The 17,891-nt window shown below is 59.0% G+C and carries 13 protein-coding genes; 6 read left to right on the top strand and 7 right to left on the bottom strand.

Annotated elements, in window-relative coordinates:
- Positions 1-47: 47 nt before the first annotated feature.
- A complete protein-coding gene (locus tag ACIPY9_RS05845) occupies positions 48-1,547 on the top strand; it encodes an MDR family MFS transporter (protein WP_400697930.1) in 1,500 nt (499 codons plus the stop codon).
- Here the strand turns inward: ACIPY9_RS05845 and ACIPY9_RS05840 are convergent.
- Together ACIPY9_RS05840 and ACIPY9_RS05835 are read right to left on the bottom strand one after the other, a co-directional pair.
- Positions 1,544-2,674: a DUF3396 domain-containing protein gene (locus ACIPY9_RS05840; protein WP_400697927.1), complete on the bottom strand. Its 1,131-nt coding sequence runs from the start codon at positions 2,672-2,674 to the stop codon at positions 1,544-1,546. The two genes, ACIPY9_RS05845 and ACIPY9_RS05840, sit on opposite strands and share 4 nt — an antisense overlap.
- Positions 2,675-3,112: 438 nt before the next feature.
- Positions 3,113-3,778, bottom strand: a complete 666-nt coding sequence (locus tag ACIPY9_RS05835) for a TetR family transcriptional regulator (protein WP_400697924.1) — start codon at positions 3,776-3,778, stop codon at positions 3,113-3,115.
- A gap of 237 nt (positions 3,779-4,015) precedes the next feature.
- On the opposite strand from ACIPY9_RS05835, the gene ACIPY9_RS05830 reads away from it, so the two are divergent.
- The 3 genes from ACIPY9_RS05830 to ACIPY9_RS05820 are packed head-to-tail and all read left to right on the top strand — an operon-like array spanning position 4,016 to position 9,771.
- Complete coding sequence (locus tag ACIPY9_RS05830; protein WP_400697921.1) at positions 4,016-5,176, top strand: efflux RND transporter periplasmic adaptor subunit; 1,161 nt, start codon at positions 4,016-4,018, stop codon at positions 5,174-5,176.
- Positions 5,177-5,179: 3 nt separating this feature from the next.
- Positions 5,180-8,314 carry an efflux RND transporter permease subunit gene (locus ACIPY9_RS05825; protein ID WP_400697918.1) on the top strand — a complete coding sequence of 1,045 codons (3,135 nt, stop codon included), beginning with the start codon at positions 5,180-5,182 and terminating at the stop codon, positions 8,312-8,314.
- Positions 8,311-9,771, top strand: coding sequence for an AdeC/AdeK/OprM family multidrug efflux complex outer membrane factor (locus ACIPY9_RS05820; RefSeq protein ID WP_400697915.1), 1,461 nt, complete (start codon positions 8,311-8,313; stop codon positions 9,769-9,771). The genes ACIPY9_RS05825 and ACIPY9_RS05820 overlap by 4 nt, the downstream gene beginning before the upstream one ends.
- A 59-nt stretch (positions 9,772-9,830) precedes the next feature.
- On the opposite strand, the gene ACIPY9_RS05815 is transcribed toward ACIPY9_RS05820, so the two are convergent.
- From ACIPY9_RS05815 to pcaR, 5 genes are all read right to left on the bottom strand, one after another.
- On the bottom strand, positions 9,831-11,144 hold the full coding sequence (locus tag ACIPY9_RS05815; protein WP_400697912.1) for an MFS family transporter: 1,314 nt from the start codon (positions 11,142-11,144) through the stop codon (positions 9,831-9,833).
- Positions 11,145-11,311: 167 nt separating this feature from the next.
- On the bottom strand, positions 11,312-12,517 hold the full coding sequence (gene pcaF, locus ACIPY9_RS05810) for a 3-oxoadipyl-CoA thiolase (protein WP_400697909.1): 1,206 nt from the start codon (positions 12,515-12,517) through the stop codon (positions 11,312-11,314).
- Positions 12,514-13,293 carry a CoA-transferase subunit beta gene (locus ACIPY9_RS05805; RefSeq protein WP_400697907.1) on the bottom strand — a complete coding sequence of 260 codons (780 nt, stop codon included), beginning with the start codon at positions 13,291-13,293 and terminating at the stop codon, positions 12,514-12,516. The genes pcaF and ACIPY9_RS05805 overlap by 4 nt, the downstream gene beginning before the upstream one ends.
- Entirely contained in the window at positions 13,293-14,150 is an 858-nt protein-coding gene (locus ACIPY9_RS05800; protein ID WP_400697904.1) for a CoA transferase subunit A, read from the bottom strand. Before ACIPY9_RS05800 ends, ACIPY9_RS05805 begins: the two co-directional genes overlap by 1 nt.
- A 176-nt stretch (positions 14,151-14,326) precedes the next feature.
- Positions 14,327-15,169, bottom strand: coding sequence for a pca regulon transcriptional regulator PcaR (gene pcaR, locus ACIPY9_RS05795; protein ID WP_400697902.1), 843 nt, complete (start codon positions 15,167-15,169; stop codon positions 14,327-14,329).
- A gap of 812 nt (positions 15,170-15,981) precedes the next feature.
- Between pcaR and ACIPY9_RS05790 the strand changes: the two genes are divergently transcribed.
- Positions 15,982-16,179 (top strand): hypothetical protein, encoded by a 198-nt coding sequence (locus ACIPY9_RS05790; protein WP_400697899.1) that lies wholly within the window; start codon positions 15,982-15,984, stop codon positions 16,177-16,179.
- Positions 16,180-16,376: 197 nt separating this feature from the next.
- A complete protein-coding gene (locus ACIPY9_RS05785; protein WP_400697897.1) occupies positions 16,377-17,849 on the top strand; it encodes an inorganic phosphate transporter in 1,473 nt (490 codons plus the stop codon).
- Positions 17,850-17,891 lie beyond the last annotated feature (42 nt).

Here is a 17,891-nt window from a genome sequence, read left to right as displayed (position 1 = left end):
TCTTTCCGCTCTCTCCGGGCGACTCACCACTGCCTTCAGGTTTTGCCTTGACCAGTCTGACTCAAACCACGCCCAGCATTCGCAGCATCCTGTTCGCACTGATGATGGCGGTGTTCCTCAGTGCTCTGGACCAGACAATCGTTGCCGTTTCGATGCCGGCCATTTCATCCCGTTTCCAGGATGTGGAATTGCTGGCCTGGGTCATCACGGCCTACATGATCGCCCTGACAGTCGCCGTGCCCATCTACGGCAAGCTGGGTGACCTGTATGGACGGCGCAGGCTGATGCTCTTCGGGCTTGGCCTGTTCACCCTGGCGTCACTGCTGTGCGGTGCAGCCCAAAGCATGGAGCAACTGGTCCTGGCACGGATTCTTCAGGGCATCGGGGCTGGAGGCATGGTTTCGGTCAGCCAGGCCATCGTGGCCGACATCGTTCCGCCTCGTGACCGGGGACGCTATCAGGGCTATTTCAGCAGCATGTATGCCATTGCCAGCGTGGCCGGCCCCTTGTTCGGCGGCCTGATGACAGAGTATCTGTCCTGGCGCTGGGTGTTTCTGATCAATCTTCCATTGGGCATTGCGGCCTGGGTCGTGGCTTACCGCACCCTGAAAGGGCTGCCGATCCCGCAACGCAAACCCGTCATCGATTACCTGGGCACCGTGCTGATGATCATCGGCCTGACGTCCCTGCTGCTGGGCATCACCGAAATAGGCCAGGGCCACGGTTTGGGTACGCCCCGGATTCTGATCATGCTGGGACTTGCGTTACTGACCCTGGCGCTTTTCGCCTGGTATGAACGCAAGGCCCGGGAGCCCCTGCTGCCGATGCACCTGTTTACCAATCGCAGCGCCGTGCTGTGCTGGAGCAGCGTGTTCTTCACCAGCTTTCAGGCCATCTCGCTGATCGTCCTGATGCCGATGCGTTACCAGACCGTCACCGGTGGCGGTGCCGACAGCGCCGCCTTGCATCTGTTGCCTCTGGCGATGGGCATTCCCATGGGCGCCTACTGTGCCGGCCGACGGACCGCACTGACTGGTCGCTATCAACCCTTGATCCTGGCCGGAGCGGTGCTCATGCCCGTCTCGATCCTTGGAATGGCCCTGACCCCGGCAGAATCGACAGGCCTGACCAGCCTGTTCATGATGCTGACCGGAATCGCCTGCGGCATGCAATTCCCCACCTCTCTGGTCGGCACGCAGAACGCCGTGGCAATACGGGACATCGGCGTCGCGACCAGCACCGCCAACCTGTTCCGCTCTCTGGGCGGTGCCGTGGGGGTTGCCATGATGTCAGCCTTGCTGCTGGCCATGCTGCAACAGACCGGCGCTGGCCAGTTCGGTCCTGGAAGCCTGGGTGGCGAAGGCCATGCCGGTAACCTCTTGATCGACAGCCTGAACAGCACCAGCGGCCCGGCACTGGAAGCATTGCGGGCAGAACTGGCCCTGACTTTCCGTCATTTATTGATGATCAGTGCAGCCGTTTCGCTGCTGGGTCTGGCCACAGCACTGGCCATGCCGAACTCATTGTTGAGAGGTTCGGAAGCCTAATCGTCCTGCCGGGCCCAGAACCACTGGGTCCGGCCTGCCTTGATATGTGCAAAGGCAGGCATGATCTCCCCCTCCGAGAAAAAACGCCGGGAACGTACCTTGGCATTGCTGAACCAATACCCCGAGCGGGGGCATGCATCGCCGGCATTGACGGCAGGCATGGGTTTTTCGTCGAATCGGGCATACCACTTCGCGGTGGTTTCTTCGGTAAACCCTACACCCGGCACCAGATAGGGATGAAGGCAACCGGTGTCTTGTAGACGAACCGGTCTGATGACCTTGTTGACCGCTGTATAAGCTGCAGGCGCCATGCCTGCGCCTCCCAATTGCGGTACAGCACCGGCACGGATCATCAATCCGCCGCCATAGGCATGAAAGACAATGTCGCTGTGGGTGCTCAGTTGGCCACGCAGGGCATCGCTGCCACCCAGCCGCTTCACGAACGCATCGCCCAGCACCGTGTACCAGCTCACGCCCTTGATGCGCTCGAGCAGTCGAAGGCTTTCTATATGCGGTCCGGGGTCGACCATCAGCCCGATGTACTCCTGAGCGAACTGATACTCCAGCGGCAGGTAGTGATGACCATCGCCGGGCAGCACACAGGCCAGCCCGCCAAAGCCATGCTCGGCCCGTACTTCGCTGCTGAGGTAGCGGATCCAGGCCTCGTAACTCTTCAGGCCATCAGGTTCTGTCAGGAAAGACCAGGGCAGAACCATTTTCAGGCAGGACCGGTCATTGTCGGCCTGACCTTGAGGCGTGTTCATCACAAACAGGCTGTAGGTCGCGACTTCAGCCTGGGTCGCGCTGGCAATCGACCAGATAAACCTGTCCTCGGGCGAACTGTTGAGAACCTGACGCCTGCACGAAGCGAACCCCGACGCCGTGAGCCGTCGCATCCGATTGAAGAGCTGCCATTTGAGCACCGGTTTGAACGCCATGTAGAAACGCAGAAAGCAGGCTTCGATACGGCGCCTGGCTTCTTGCGTATGGCTGTCCTTGAAATACAGGGTCGTGATCAGCCCCAGCCGGACCACAGGAACGCCCTGGGAACAATCGACAGCCAGATGTTCAGCCTGAGCCTCCAGCCGGGCCAATAACCTCACAGGGTCAGATACAGTTTCTGACATGAGCTGCCCTCCCGGCGACCTTTCGGATCAGACCTGCGCCCATCTCGGGAAGAGAGAAGCCGACTACGTTCAGGTCAGCAGGAACCTCGCTCACAAGGCTGGAGTTGTCAGGCCGAGCATGCCCAATGCCAACAGGTTTACGGCCGTTTTCTGGGCATATGGGCGCAAGATCCTGCGAAAACATGCAACCTTCCTCCCGTATTGACTGTTAGGGGATGAAGATTGAAGGGAGATTTACAACGGGGCAATACACGGAAATTAGTTTGGGAAATCAGCTACATGCATCGAGAAATGTCCTACTTGATTCCTACAGGACGCTTGTCATCCATTTGCATGCAAAGACCATCGACCATCACCCAAACGAAAATAATGAGTCAACAGATGATTCAGGGGACACCCTATTGGCGTTATATGTTGGTCTGTACGGACGAGTTAGCGCTATATTGACGTCCCTTGCGGCATCGATGGCACTCTGCTCCTCAGTGCGGGACTGAGCAGCAACATGTCCAGACAGGAATCGACCAGTCGCTCGGCATCGGCCGACAGCGAAAAGCTGTCCGGGACCAGCAGCCATTGATCGATGATGCCGTTGATGTAGGAAAACAGGCAGACCGCCGCACGTGGCACGTCCAGTTCGGCAGGCAACTGCCCCTGACGGACAGCGTTGCTCAATGCCAGATTGATTCGCTCATTGCACAACAGGGCGTTGGCTTGACGCTGACGTCGGAAATCACACATTTCATCCGTAAACTCACATTTATGGAAAAGGATTTCGTTGATGCGTCGGGTTTTCGGGTCAAGTGCAACATCATGAAACAAGTGAACCAACAGCTTTCTCATGCAGCCCAGCGGATCTTCTTCGTCTTCACTTTCGCTGGCCTTGGCCATGTCCTCGAGCGGTTCCTTGAGGCTGTCGAGCATCGCCTGCACCAGATCGGCCTTGTTATTGAAGTGCCAATAAATGGCACCTCGCGTCACGCCAGCCAGCGTCGCAATGTCGGCCAGGGTCGTGCGCGCGACACCTCGCTCGTAAAACGCCTGTTCGGCGGCCTGCAGAATCTGACTGCGAGTAACCTGAGCTTCCTCTTTAGTGCGACGAGCCATGGCAGTAAACCTCAAAAAATGCTTCAGGCCATGAATCAGGGCCTGATCAGGCGGCCCTTGTATGGCCTTGTCCCGAGCGTGCGATCAACGTTCTCTCTGCCGCGATGGCAGGGTGAGAAGGTGTTTACAAACAACCGTGAATGTAAGTATATTCATTAGCATGCTACTTATCTAGCCGTAATATTTTTTTACACCCTAACTCCCTTGCGTAAACAGGCTCCTGCCCCGAGGATCTTCATGCAATTCAAGCCAGCTGTTACCGTTCTGGTCACTGCCGTCGCCCTGGCAACAATGCTCAGTGGTTGTAGTAAGAAGGAAGAAGCGGCCCCGCCCGCTCAAGCTCCTCAGGTCGGCGTAGTAACCCTCAAATCCCAACCTTATGCGCTGACCACAGAACTTCCGGGCAGGACCACAGCGTTCCGCGTTGCCGAAGTTCGCCCACAGGTCAACGGCATCATCCTCAAGCGTCTGTTCACTGAAGGCGGCGATGTAAAAGCCGGGCAGCAGCTGTACCAGATCGACCCAGCCCTGTATGAAGCCACGGCCAACAGCGCCCAGGCGACCTTGCAGTCGGCCAAGTCACTGGCCGACCGCTACAAGCAACTGGTCAATGAGCAAGCCGTGAGCCGTCAGGAGTACGACACCGCCGTAGCCTCCAGCCAGGAAGCCGTGGCAGCCTTGCAGACCGCCCAGATCAACCTGCGCTACACCAAGGTGCTGGCCCCGATCTCCGGTCGCATCGGCCGCTCCGCTGTCACCGAAGGCGCACTGGTCAGCAGTTCCCAGACCGACGCCATGGCCACGATCCAGCAACTCGACCCGATCTATGTCGACGTGGTCCAGTCCTCGGCCAGCATGCTCAAACTGCGTGCAGACCTGGACAGCGGCAAGCTGCAGAAAGCCGGTGAGAACGCCGCCAAGGTCAAGCTGACCCTGGAAGACTCCAGCATCTACCCGCTGGAAGGCACACTGGAGTTCTCGGAAGTCTCGGTTGACCAGGGCACCGGTTCCGTCACCCTGCGTGCGGTATTCCCGAACCCTGAACACCGTCTGCTGCCAGGCATGTTCGTTCACGCCCAGTTGCAGGCCGGCGTCAACGCCCAGGCCATTCTCGCGCCACAACAAGGCGTGACCCGTGACCAGAAAGGCACCCCGACAGCCCTGATCGTCAACAAGGACAACAAGGTTGAACTGCGTACTCTGGTCGCCAAGCGCACCGTAGGTAGCGAATGGCTGATCGAAGAAGGCCTGAACGCAGGTGATCGTGTCATCACCGAAGGCCTGCAATACGTCAAGCCGGGCGCAGAAGTGAAAGTCTCGGAAGCGACCAACGTCAAAGGAGCAAACCCGGCGCCTGCCCCGGCCACTGAAAAAGCCGCAGGCAGCAAAGGGGAGTAACCCATGTCGAAATTCTTTATCGATCGCCCGATCTTCGCCTGGGTTATCGCCCTGGTGATCATGCTGGTCGGCTCTCTGTCGATCCTCAGCCTGCCGATCAACCAGTACCCGAGTATCGCGCCGCCGGCCATCGCGATCCAGGTGACCTACCCGGGCGCGTCCGCGCAGACCGTGCAGGACACCGTGGTGCAGGTCATCGAGCAACAGCTCAACGGTATCGACAACCTGCGTTATGTCAGTTCGGAAAGTAACTCCGACGGCAGCATGACCATCACCGCGACCTTCAACCAGGGTACCAACCCGGATACGGCGCAGGTTCAGGTTCAGAACAAGCTGAACCTGGCCACGCCACTGTTGCCGCAGGAAGTGCAGCAACAGGGTATCCGTGTGACCAAGGCTGTGAAGAACTTCCTGATGGTGATCGGCCTGGTGTCCGAAGACGGCAGCATGGGCAAGGAAGACTTGGCCAACTACATCGTCTCGAACATGCAGGACCCGATTTCCCGTACCTCCGGTGTGGGTGACTTCCAGGTATTCGGTGCCCAGTACGCCATGCGTATCTGGCTCGACCCGGCCAAGCTGAACAACTTTCAGCTGACCCCCGGTGATGTCAGCAGCGCCATCGAAGCCCAGAACGTCCAGGTGTCCTCCGGTCAACTGGGTGGCCTGCCCGCCATCAGCGGTCAGCAGCTGAACGCCACCATCATCGGCAAGACCCGCCTGCAAACCGCAGAGCAGTTCGGCAATGTCCTGTTGAAGGTCAACTCCGATGGTTCTCAGGTGCGCATCAAGGATGTCGCCACTGTCGGTCTCGGTGCCGAGAACTACAGCATCGACTCGCAGTTCAACGGCAAACCGGCTTCCGGTCTGGCTATCAAGCTGGCACCTGGCGCCAACGCACTGGACACGGCCAAGGCCATCCGGGCAACGGTTTCATCGCTGGAACCGTTCTTCCCGCAAGGCATGAAAGTCGTTTACCCGTATGACACCACGCCAGTCGTCAGCGAATCGATTTCCGGGGTAGTCCATACCCTGGGCGAAGCGATCGTTCTGGTGTTCCTGGTGATGTACCTGTTCCTGCAGAACTTCCGTGCCACGGTCATCACCACGCTGACCGTTCCGGTGGTATTGCTGGGTACCTTCGGCATCCTCGCGGCCTTCGGCTTCACCATCAACACCCTGACCATGTTCGGTATGATCCTGGCCATCGGTCTGTTGGTGGACGACGCCATCGTCGTAGTGGAAAACGTCGAACGGGTCATGGCCGAAGAGAAGTTGTCACCGCGTCAGGCCACCATCAAGTCCATGGAGCAGATCCAGGGCGCACTGGTGGGTATTGCGCTGGTGCTGTCGGCAGTACTGTTGCCGATGGCGTTCTTCGGCGGCTCCACCGGTGTGATCTACAAGCAGTTCTCGATCACCATCGTTTCCGCGATGGCGCTGTCGGTCGTCGTGGCCCTGATCTTCACCCCGGCGCTGTGCGCCACGATGCTCAAGCCGATCGACCACGAGAAACACGATCAACCCAAGCGTGGCTTCTTCGGCTGGTTCAACCGCACCTTCGACCGCAGCGTGGAGAGCTACGAACGCGGCGTGGGGAATATGCTCAAGCATAAATTCCCGGCCTACCTGGCCTATGTCCTGATCTGCGTCGGCATGATCTGGATGTTCACCCGCATTCCTTCAGCCTTCCTGCCGGAAGAGGACCAGGGCGTTATCTTCGCCCAGATCCAGACACCGGCCGGTTCGTCGTCCCAGCGTACGCAGGAAGTCATCGACAAGATGCGTGACCACCTGCTGACCAAGGAAAGCGGCGCGGTCAAATCGGTCTTCTCGGTCAACGGCTTCAACTTTGCCGGTCGCGGCCAAAGCTCGGCCATTGCGTTCGTGATGCTCAAGCCGTGGGATGAGCGTTCGGCAGAAAACAGCGTCTTCGAGCTGGCCAAGCGTGCCCAGGCACACTTCTTCAGCTTCCGCGATGCCATGGTGTTCGCTGTCGTTCCTCCGTCTGTTCTGGAACTGGGTAACGCCACCGGTTTCGACGTTTACCTGCAGGATCAGGGTGGCGTCGGCCACGAAAAACTGATGGAAGCCCGCAACCAGTTCCTGGGCATGGCTGCACAGAGCAAGGTTCTGGCAGGTGTACGTCCGAACGGCCTGAACGACGAGCCGCAGTATCAGTTGCTGATCGATGACGAACGCGCCAGCGCGCTGGGCATCACGCTGTCGGACATCAACAGCACTCTGTCCATTGCCCTGGGTGGCAGCTACGTCAACGACTTCATCGACCGTGGCCGCGTCAAGAAGGTGTACCTGCAGGGCGACTCGGGCGCACGCATGACACCGGAAGACCTGAACAAGTGGTACGTACGCAACAGTGCCGGCGAGATGGTGCCGTTCTCGGCATTCGCCAGCGGCAAGTGGGTCTTCGGCTCACCTAAACTGTCGCGCTACAACGGTGTGGCGGCAGAGGAAGTTCTCGGTACACCGGCTCCTGGCTACAGTACCGGTCAGGCCATGGCCGAAGTCGAAGCACTGGCCAAGAAACTGCCGGCCGGTATCGGCATCTCCTGGACGGGTCTGTCCTACGAGGAGCGTCTGTCCGGTTCCCAGGCTCCAGCGCTGTACGCACTGTCCCTGCTGGTCGTCTTCCTCTGTCTGGCAGCGCTGTATGAAAGCTGGTCGATTCCGATCGCGGTCATGCTCGTTGTGCCACTGGGCGTCATCGGTGCATTGATGGCAACCAGTCTGCGCGGCTTGTCCAACGACGTGTTCTTCCAGGTCGGTCTTCTGGTCACGATCGGTCTGGCCGCGAAGAACGCCATTCTGATCGTCGAGTTCGCCAAGGAACTGCACGAACAGGGCAAGAGTCTGGCCGAGGCAGCCATTGAGGCCTGCCGGATGCGTCTGCGCCCTATCGTGATGACCTCCATGGCCTTCATCCTGGGTGTGGTTCCATTGACCATCTCCACGGGCGCAGGCTCGGGCAGTCAACATTCGATCGGTACAGGCGTAATTGGCGGTATGATCACGGCCGTTATCCTGGCGATCTTCTGGGTACCGCTGTTCTTCGTTTCGATCTCGGCGCTCTTCAAGAGCAAGCAGAAACATATTCCACACGATGAGGCTGGCCAATGAGCAAGTCCCTGATTTCTCTTGCAGTTACCGCGTTCATTCTCGGCGGCTGCTCTTTGATTCCCGAGTACAAGCAACCGGAATCCCCGGTCGCCGCGCAGTACCCGCAAGGTCCTGCCTACCTGCCAGCAGAGTCCGCAGAACGTGCCGCAGCCGAACAAGGCTGGCGTCAGTTCTTCCGTGACCCTGCGCTGCAACAGCTGATCCAGACCGCACTGGTCAACAACCGCGACCTTCGGGTCGCGGCGCTGAACATCGACGCTTACCGTGCGCAATACCGCATTCAGCGTTCCGATCTGTTCCCGGCCGTCTCGGCGAATGCCACGGGCACACGTCAGCGCGTTCCGGCTGACATGTCCACCTCGGGCCAGGCAGGCATCACCAGTTCCTATGCGGCAAACCTGGGTATCAGTTCCTATGAACTGGACCTGTTCGGTCGCGTGCGCAGCCTCAGCGAGCAAGCGTTGCAGACGTACTTCGCCAGCGAAGAAGCCCGTCGCAGTACACAGATCAGTCTGGTGGCCAACGTCGCCAACGCTTACCTGACCTGGCAGGCCGACAAGGAACTGCTCAAGCTGACGCAGGAAACCCTCAAGACCTACGAGGAAAGCTATCGCCTGACTTCGCGCAGCAATGAAGTCGGTGTGGCTTCGGCACTGGACCTGAGCCAGTCGCGTACCTCGGTTGAAAGTGCCCGCGCCCGGTTGGCCCAATACCAGCGACTGGTCGCACAGGATCAGAACAACCTGACCCTGCTGCTGGGCTCTGCCCTGCCTGAGAACCTGCCAGAAGCTCAGCCGCTGAATGACGATCTGCTGACCGAAATGCCGGTCGGCCTGCCGTCCGATCTGTTGCAGCGTCGTCCGGACATTCTGCAGGCCGAACACAACCTGCTGGCCGCCAACGCCAATATCGGGGCTGCACGCGCCGCCTTCTTCCCGAGCATCAGCCTGACAGCCAGTGCGGGTACAGCCAGCACCGACCTGTCCGGCCTGTTCAAGGGCGGTTCGGGTGCCTGGTCGTTCCAGCCAAGCATCAACCTGCCGATCTTCAACGCCGGTAACCTGCGCGCCAGCCTGGACTACGCCAAGATCCAGAAGGAAATCAACGTCGCCAACTACGAGAAGGCGATTCAGACAGCGTTCCAGGAAGTCTCCGACGGCCTGGCCTCACGCAAGACCTACAACGAGCAGCTCCAGGCACAGCGTGATTTCGTCACTGCCAGCCAGGACTACTACCGTCTTGCCGAGCGTCGCTACCGGATCGGGATCGACAGCAACCTGACGTTCCTTGACGCTCAGCGCTCGCTGTTCAGTGCCCAACAGACGCTGATCACCGATCGCCTGTCCCAGCTCACCAGCGAGGTCAACCTGTACAAGGCCCTCGGTGGAGGCTGGTACGAGCAGAGTGGCAACACTCAGCCGATCGCCAAAGAGAAGCCATCCGTTCAACTGTTCTGATCGGCTCCCACAAAAAAACCACCGAAAGGTGGTTTTTTTGTGCCCGGAACAAACAGCGATCAATGATCGTGATGCAGGTAAGCAGGCTGTTTAGGCAAGCGCAGACTGAACAGGAAAGCCACCACCATCATGGCCGTCACGTACCAGTAGAAGGTATTTTCCATACCATTGCTCTTGAAGCTCAGGGCCACGTATTCGGCCGACCCGCCGAATACCGCATTGGCCACGGCATACGCCAGACCGACACCCAGTGCACGCACCTGTGGCGGGAACATTTCGGCTTTTACCAGGCCGCTGATGGAGGTGTAGAAACTGACAATCGCCAGAGCCAGCGTAATCAGCACGAACGCCAGAAACGGACTGGTGTTGGTTTTCAGGGTCATCAGGATCGGCACGGTGCAAAGAGCGCCCAGCGCGCCGAACCACAGCATCGAGTTACGACGGCCAATCCTGTCCGCCAGCATCCCGAAGAGCGGTTGCATGCACATGTACAGAAACAGCGCGCCGGTCATGATGTAGCTGGCGGTCTTTGGCTGCATGCCGCCGGTGTTGACCAGATATTTCTGCATGTACGTCGTGAAGGTGTAGAAAATCAGCGAGCCACCGGCGGTGTACCCCAGCACGGTGATAAAAGCGGCCTTGTGGTGCTTGAAGAGCGCAGCAATGCTGCCGGCATCCTTGTCCTGACGGCTTTCGGCGGTGGTGGTTTCATTGAGCGAGCGGCGCAACAGCAAGGCAATCACGGCAGCGGCCGCACCGATCACGAACGGGATCCGCCAGCCGTATTCGCGCAGTTCTTCAGTGGTAAGGAATTGTTGCAGGATCACCACGGTCAGCACTGCCAGCAACTGCCCGCCAATCAGGGTCACGTACTGGAAGGACGCATAGAAACCGCGCTTGCCGCGCAAGGCGACCTCACTCATGTAAGTGGCCGTGGTTCCGTATTCTCCACCCACCGACAACCCTTGCAGCAGACGCGCCATCAACAGCAAGGCCGGCGCCCAGGCACCGATCGCAGCATAGGTCGGCAGACAGGCAATGATCAGTGAGCCGGCACACATCATGGTCACGGAAATCAGCATGGAATTCTTGCGACCATGCTTGTCCGCCACACGCCCGAACAGCCAGCCCCCGATCGGACGCATCAGAAACCCGGCCGCGAACACACCGGCGGTGTTGAGCAATTGCACGGTGGGATCGTCGGAAGGAAAGAACGCCGGAGCGAAGTAGATGGCACAGAAGGCGTAGATGTAAAAGTCGAACCACTCCACGAGGTTGCCGGAAGAGGCCCCCACGATAGCGAAGATTCTCTTGCCCCGTTCTTCTGCGGTGTAGAGCGTTTCAGTGGCTTCAGTCGTATTTGTCGTTGTCATTATTTCCCCCATCCAGATTAGGCGACTAGAAACAATCTGTAACATTCAACGCCGACAAGTACAACCAACATCCCCGTAGGAGCGGATTTATCCGCGAAGAGGCCGGTGTATGTTTTGCGAATGTAACCAGCCTCTTCGCGAATGAATTCGCTCCTACGGACGGTGTATCACAGGCGCTCGATCGCCAAGGCCAGGCCTTGCCCTACGCCCACGCACATGGTCGCCAGACCTTTGCGGCCACCGGTCTTTTCCAGTTGGTGCAAGGCCGTCAAGACCAGCCGGGCACCGCTCATGCCCAGCGGATGCCCCAGGGCAATCGCCCCGCCGTTCGGATTGACCTGAGGCGCATCGTCAGCCAGGCCCAACTCACGCAGCACCGCCAATCCCTGACTGGCAAAGGCTTCGTTCAGCTCGATGACATCGAAATCGGAAACCGCCAGGCCCAGACGCTCCACCAGCTTGCGCACTGCGGGCACCGGGCCGATGCCCATCACGCGCGGAGCAACACCCGCGCTGGCCATGCCCAGAACACGCGCCCTTGGGGTCAGGCCATGTTTCCTGACCGCTTCGGCCGAAGCCAGGATCAACGCGGCAGCACCGTCGTTGACACCTGAAGCATTCCCGGCGGTCACGGTCTTTTCAGGGCCATTGACCGGTTTAAGCCTGCTCAGGGTTTCCAGGCTGGTATCGGCGCGTGGGTGTTCATCCTTGTCGACGAGGGTTTCGCCCTTCTTGTGTGCAACCCGCACCGGCACGATCTCTTCCTCGAAAAAGCCCGCAGCCTGGGCAACGGCAGTGCGTTGCTGGCTGCGCAGGGCGAAAGCGTCCTGATCGGCTCGAGAAATCTTGAAATCATCGGCCACGTTGTCGGCGGTCTCCGGCATCGAATCGACGCCATACAACGCCTTCATGACCGGGTTAATGAAGCGCCAGCCAATGGTGGTGTCTTCCAGCTTCATGTTGCGCGAGAAAGCCGCATCGGCCTTGCCCATGACAAAGGGCGCACGCGACATCGACTCCACCCCACCGGCAATCGCCAGTTCCATTTCACCGGCCGCAATGGCCCGGAAAGCCGTGCCGATGGCGTCCATGCCCGAAGCGCACAAGCGGTTGAGGGTCACGCCGGGAATGCCATGCGGCAGGCCCGCCAGCAAAGCGGCCATGCGCGCCACGTTGCGGTTGTCCTCGCCCGCCTGGTTGGCGCAACCGAGGAACACCTCGTCGAGAGCTTCCCAGTCGACCGATGGATTACGCTCCATCAGGGCCTTGATCGGCACCGCCGCCAGATCGTCGGCACGCACGGACGACAGACCGCCACCGAAACGCCCGATAGGCGTACGAATCGCATCGCAGATAAAGACATCACGCATCATGCTTCTCCTGCGACCTGACCGTGAGCCGCAGCGGTCCTGGCTTCCAGTTCGCGCAGGGCATTGAGTTCGGTATCCGTCGGCTCTTCGGAGAAGACGACATGCTCGGCAAAGCGAATGTCCCAGCCGGTGGCCGCAATGACCTGCTCACGGGTGACACCCGGATGCAGAGTGGTGACCACAAACTCGTTTGTGCCAGCCTCCGGCTCCATGATGCACAGGTCGGTGATGATCCCCACCGGACCGGCACCCGGCAGACCAAGCCGCTTGCGTGAATCGCCACCTTCGCCATGCCCGACGGAGGTCACGAAGTCCAGCTTGTCGACGAACGAACGGGCCGACTGCTTGAGAATGATCAGCACCGACTTGGCCGAACCGGCGATTTCCGGCGCGCCCCCCGCGCCCGGCAGACGGACTTTCGGGTTGTGGTAATCGCCCACCACCGTGGTGTTGATATTGCCGAAGCGGTCGACCTGTGCAGCACCCAGAAACCCCACGTCGACACGTCCGCCTTGCAGCCAGTAACGGAAGATTTCGCTGGTGGCGACCACCGTGTCGGCGGTTTCCGCCAGCTCACCATCGCCAATGGACAGTGGCAAGACACTCGGTTTGGCCCCGATCGGGCCGGACTCGTAGATCAGCACCACATCCGGCGAGGAGGTCAGGCGGGCCAGGTTGGCGGCCTTGGACGGCAAGCCGATACCGACGAAGCAGACAGCACCGTTACGCAGGCGGCGAGCGGCAGCGATGGTCATCATTTCACTGGTGGTGTACGTCATTATTTTGCCTCCGCTGCGCTGGCCAGCTTGCTCTGGAACTCACTGAAATCCGCCGTGCCGTGAATATATTCATCAATCCAGGCGTTGAAGCTGTCGCGGTCCCGGGCAATCGGGTCCCAGGCCTGATAGAAGGGGTTGTCCCGCTCGTAGTAGCCATGGGCGTAGGACGGATGAGCACCGCCTGGCACCAGGCAGACCGCACTCAAGGCCCAGGTGGGCAGTACGCAGGAGTTCATGGGCGCGTTGAGGTCATCGACGATTTCTTCGACCGTGACAATGCAGCGCCTGGCCGACAGTGCAGCCTCCTTTTGCGCGCCAAGGATGCCCCACAGCAAGACGTTGCCCTTGCGATCGGCTTTCTGGGCATGGATCACCGTGACATCCGGGCGCACCGATGGCACAGCGGCCAGCACTTCTCCCGTGAACGGGCAGGTCACAGTCTTGATCAGCGGGTTGACCTTCGGCAGATCGGAACCGGCGTAGGCGCGCAGCACCGCGAACGGTAAACCCGAGGCGCCCGCCACGTAGGCGTTGGCCAGGTCGGCATGGCTGTGCTCTTCGATTTCCATCGCATGCGGCCACTGCTTTTCGACCGCATCACGCAGACGATGCAAGGAACCCACCCCCGGATTTCCGCCCCACGAAAAGATCAGGCGCTTCGCACAACCGGCACCGATCAACTGGTCGTAGATAAGATCCGGCGTCATGCGGACCAGCGTCAGGTCCTTTTTGCCCTGCCGGATGATTTCATGGCCGGCAGCCGAGGGAATCAGATGGGTGAAGCCTTCCAGTGCAACGGTATCGCCATCGTTGACCAGTTGCTTCACTGCATCACGTAGAGAAAGAATTTCAGCCATGAGGTGCTCCCGAACCCGACATCACGTTCAATGATCGGCGCGAAGAGCGCCGCAATGAAAACGAGGTTATGCCTGAGCACGACAGCAAACAATCCGATAATCGACTAACCGTTCGATAATCGAACGCATTCAATGCGGCTTATGAGTGCAATGAATCGGGCGAGAAAAACACACCCTCACGTGAACAGTTGCGTACTCAAATCCCGGCTCGCATCCAGCATGATCGGCAGGAAACGCTGCTCCAGTTCGCTACGGGCCACCCGTCCGGCACTGGTACTGACATTCAACGCCGCCAGCACCTGGCCCGAAGCATCGTAGACCGGCACGGCAATCGAGCGCAGCCCCTGTTCCAGCTCCTGATCGACGATACACCAGCCTTGCTGACGAACCAGTTGCAGGCATTCCAGCAACGCTTCGGGGGTACGGATGGTCCGGCTGGTCTTGGGCTGCAAGTCCACGTGATCGAGGTATTCGCGCAAAGAAACATCATCCAGTGCCGCCAGCAGGATACGGCCCATGGACGTGCAATAGGCAGGCAGTCGTCCGCCGACGGACAGGTCGACGGAGATGAGCCGCTGGGTGGTTGCCGAGCGAGCGATATAAAGGATGTCATCACCCTCGAGGGTCGCCATGTTGCAGGCCTCATGCAACAAGTCGCTCATGCGGTCCAGGTAAGGCTGTGAAGAAACCGCCAGCGGAGTCGAGGACAGATAGGCATGACCGAGGGTCAATACCTTGGGCAGCAGCGAATAGGTTCGACCGTCCGTCGTCGCGTAACCCAGTTTGATCAGCGTGTGCAGACAACGACGAACCGCCGCCCGTGGGATTTCCGTACGGTGGCTGATCTGGGCAATGGTCAGATGCCGCTTGCGCTCCTGAAAGGCATGAATCACGGCAAGGCCGCGTGCCAGGGACGTCATGAAATCCGGATCCCCGGTCAGCGCCTGGATGCGCTTTGCAGGCGACGCCACGATAGGCGGTGCCAGCGATGCAAAAGAATTACGCAGTTCATCATTCATTGCCAACACCTCTGTAGCATCTCTCAGGCCTTGTAAACCGCTGGCTTCAGCCCCTTTTGCAGAGGTTCTATGAAGCCCGGATTGTGCGATTATCGAACCAATGGCCGATAATCGCAATTGACCCGTCGCAAATATACTTATACCTTTACCCCTGCCATGAAGTGGCTTCTTGGAAATCCTGGTCAGGTGCCCACTGAGAAGTCCAAGGCAACGGCCTTGCCCACGAAGCAAGGCCGTTTTCATTACCGCTTTTACCCTGACACTATCCGCGACGTCTTGACGCACCTGTTCCGGTCAAATGCGCACTTAATCGGATGTAACATTTTCATTTGAATTCTGTCGCCAGAATTCTGTCTGTGCGCCTTGAAACTGAACACATGAAAGTTCAGACATATTCATGACTGACTAAAACTTCAGAAGCGTCGCACAAAAAAACAATATTTATGGAAGCGCCTGCCCCTTCGACAACCGCTGTAGTTGACGAGGCTTAACTTCTTGGAGATAGTAACGATCACTTGACTGGTTATACCTTGCCCGCCTGCATGCCATGCAGTTCATTACCGGAGCAGGGAACGGTCAATGTTAGCCCTATGCGCTTGACTCAAAAACGAATGTCGCTACGACAGCTGTTTTTTCTGGTGCCCGTAGCCGCGAGCCGCAATCACGTGTTCAGGCCTTTGTGAAAAAGCCGGATCGTTCTGCCTGGCCAAACAAGTCATCCATGTTTTGCCGCCGGCCAGACCACAGGAAAGAACACACTTGCCGTGTTTCGCGTTATCACCGGATTTAATTCGACTCAATCAGGTAACACAGTGACTAAAGAAGAACTGCGCGCGGAACTTGAGCGCCAGGAACAACGTTACAAGGATGTCTACGGCGGGGAAGTCACCACCTATGCCGCGCAACCCGAACCGGAACGCAAGCCTTGGCGCAAAAGAGCCAGTCTCCTGGATCAGGCGTTCAAGCAAGAACTGCAGAAAATGGAAAAAGACCTTAAAGAAGAGCAATGACCCTCATGGGCTTTAACAGGCCCATGCTGTTGGTATCTGCGCTTCGAAACGTCTGAAAACCGGCTGTCACCGCCTTTCCTGGCGCCTGTGGCATGTCTTTTTTTTGACTTTGATCACTACCAATCAGCGGCTGGCAAGTCGATCTGTATTTTTTCTGTCATAATCGCGCCCCCTTCAGACCGGGTCAGAAAACCTACATGATCGATTTATTCAGCGGACTTGATGCCTGGGTGATAGTAAGCCTGTTGCTTGCCCTGGCTTTCGTCCTAACGTTCGAGTTCATAAACGGCTTTCATGACACCGCCAACGCGGTGGCGACAGTCATTTACACCAAGGCCATGCCGCCTCATCTGGCCGTGTTCTTCTCGGGTGTGTTCAATTTCCTCGGCGTGCTGCTGGGGGGCGTGGGCGTGGCGTATGCCATCGTTCACCTCCTGCCGGTGGAACTGCTGATCAACGTCAACACCGGCCACGGGCTTGCCATGGTGTTCTCGCTGCTGGCTGCGGCGATCACCTGGAACCTGGGGACCTGGTATTTCGGCATTCCGGCTTCCAGCTCCCACACGCTGATCGGTTCGATCCTGGGCGTGGGCCTGGCCAATGCCCTGATCAACGACATCCCGCTGGCTGATGGCGTGAACTGGCAGAAAGCGATCGATATCGGCGCTTCGCTGGTGTTCTCGCCTCTGGCCGGTTTCCTGGTCGCCGGGCTGGTGCTCGTCGGCCTGAAGTGGTGGCGTCCACTGTCCAAGATGCACAAGACGCCCGAGCAGCGTCGCAAGATCGACGACAAGAAACACCCACCCTTCTGGAACCGTCTGGTGCTGGTCATCTCGGCCATGGCCGTCAGCTTTGTCCATGGCTCCAACGATGGCCAGAAAGGCATCGGCCTGATCATGCTGGTACTGATCGGTATCGTGCCGAGCCAGTTCGTGCTGGACCTCAACAGCACCACCTACCAGATCGAACGGACCCGGGATGCCACCTTGCACCTGAGCCAGTTCTATCAGCGCAACAGCAGCACGCTGGGCGAATACCTGGCCATGGGCAAATCGCTCAAGGGCGACCTGCCGTCCAGTGCGGCGTGCAACCCGGCCCAGACCGAACCGACCATCGACGCGCTGCTCGACACGCTGAAAGGTGTGGCCGACTATCACTCGCTCTCCTCGGAGCAACGCATTGAAGTCCGTCGCTACCTGCTGTGCCTGGACGACACCGCACGCAAGGTCGGCAAGCTGCCGAACCTGGGTTCCCGCGAGAAATCCGACCTGGAAAAACTGCGCAAGGACCTGACCGGGACGACCGAATACGCTCCGTTCTGGGTGATTCTGGCAGTCGCACTGGCGCTGGGTATCGGCACCATGGTTGGCTGGAAACGTGTGGTACTGACCATCGGCGAGAAGATCGGCAAGCAGGGCATGACTTACGCTCAAGGCATGTCGGCACAGATCACCACGGCCTGCGCCATCGGCATGGCCAACATCTTCAGCCTGCCCGTTTCGACCACCCACATTCTGTCGTCGGGTGTAGCCGGAACCATGGTCGCCAACAAGAGCGGCCTGCAAAGCGGCACCGTGCGTACGATCCTGCTGGCCTGGGTCCTGACCCTGCCCGCCACCGTTGCACTGTCGGCCTGCCTGTTCTGGCTGGCGTCCAAGGCTCTGGCCTGATCCAGTGAACAAGAGGCGGTGCACACGGTGCCGCCTCTTGCC

It is taken from the genome of Pseudomonas sp. NPDC089734 (assembly GCF_044748865.1).
In the GTDB taxonomy this organism is placed as follows: Bacteria; Pseudomonadota; Gammaproteobacteria; order Pseudomonadales; family Pseudomonadaceae; genus Aquipseudomonas.
This window is presented reverse-complemented; position numbering and strand designations above follow the sequence as displayed.